This is a genomic window from Mycobacterium angelicum (genome assembly GCF_002086155.1).
Lineage (GTDB): Bacteria > Actinomycetota > Actinomycetes > Mycobacteriales > Mycobacteriaceae > Mycobacterium > Mycobacterium angelicum.
Map to the genome: position 1 here is coordinate 1 of NZ_MVHE01000282.1, position 452 is coordinate 452.

General features: G+C 63.5%; 1 protein-coding gene. It reads right to left on the reverse strand.

Going from position 1 to position 452, the window contains the following annotated elements; genetic code table 11:
* Positions 1-452, reverse strand: a 452-nt coding sequence (locus BST12_RS29405) for an acyltransferase domain-containing protein (RefSeq protein WP_139802093.1), incomplete at both ends; no start/stop codon positions are given.

Consider the following 452-nt stretch of genomic DNA (forward strand, 5'->3'; position numbering starts at 1 on the left):
GAATGACCCAGCACCAAACCCGGCCGCACCCCCCACGACATGAGCAGCCGATACAGCGCCACCTCCACCGCAAACAGCGCCGGCTGGGCGAATTCGGTGGTATTCAACAGATCTTGGTCGTGCCCCCAGATCACATCGCGCAGCGGATACCGCAGGTGCCGGTCCAACTCGTCCACCACAGCATCGAGGGCCTCGGCGAAAACCGGGTAGGCAGCATAAAGCTCGCTACCCATACCCAGCCACTGCGAGCCCTGACCGGCAAACACAAAAGCCGTCTTGCCCGCCGGCTTGCCAACACCGCAGACCACCCCAGCCTCCGGCCGACCAGCAACCACCCCAGCCAACCCAGCCAGCAACTCATCGCGAGTCTGGCCGACCACCACCGCCCGATGATCAAACACCGACCGCGTGCTCACCAACGAATACCCCACATCAACAACATCAAGCGCCGG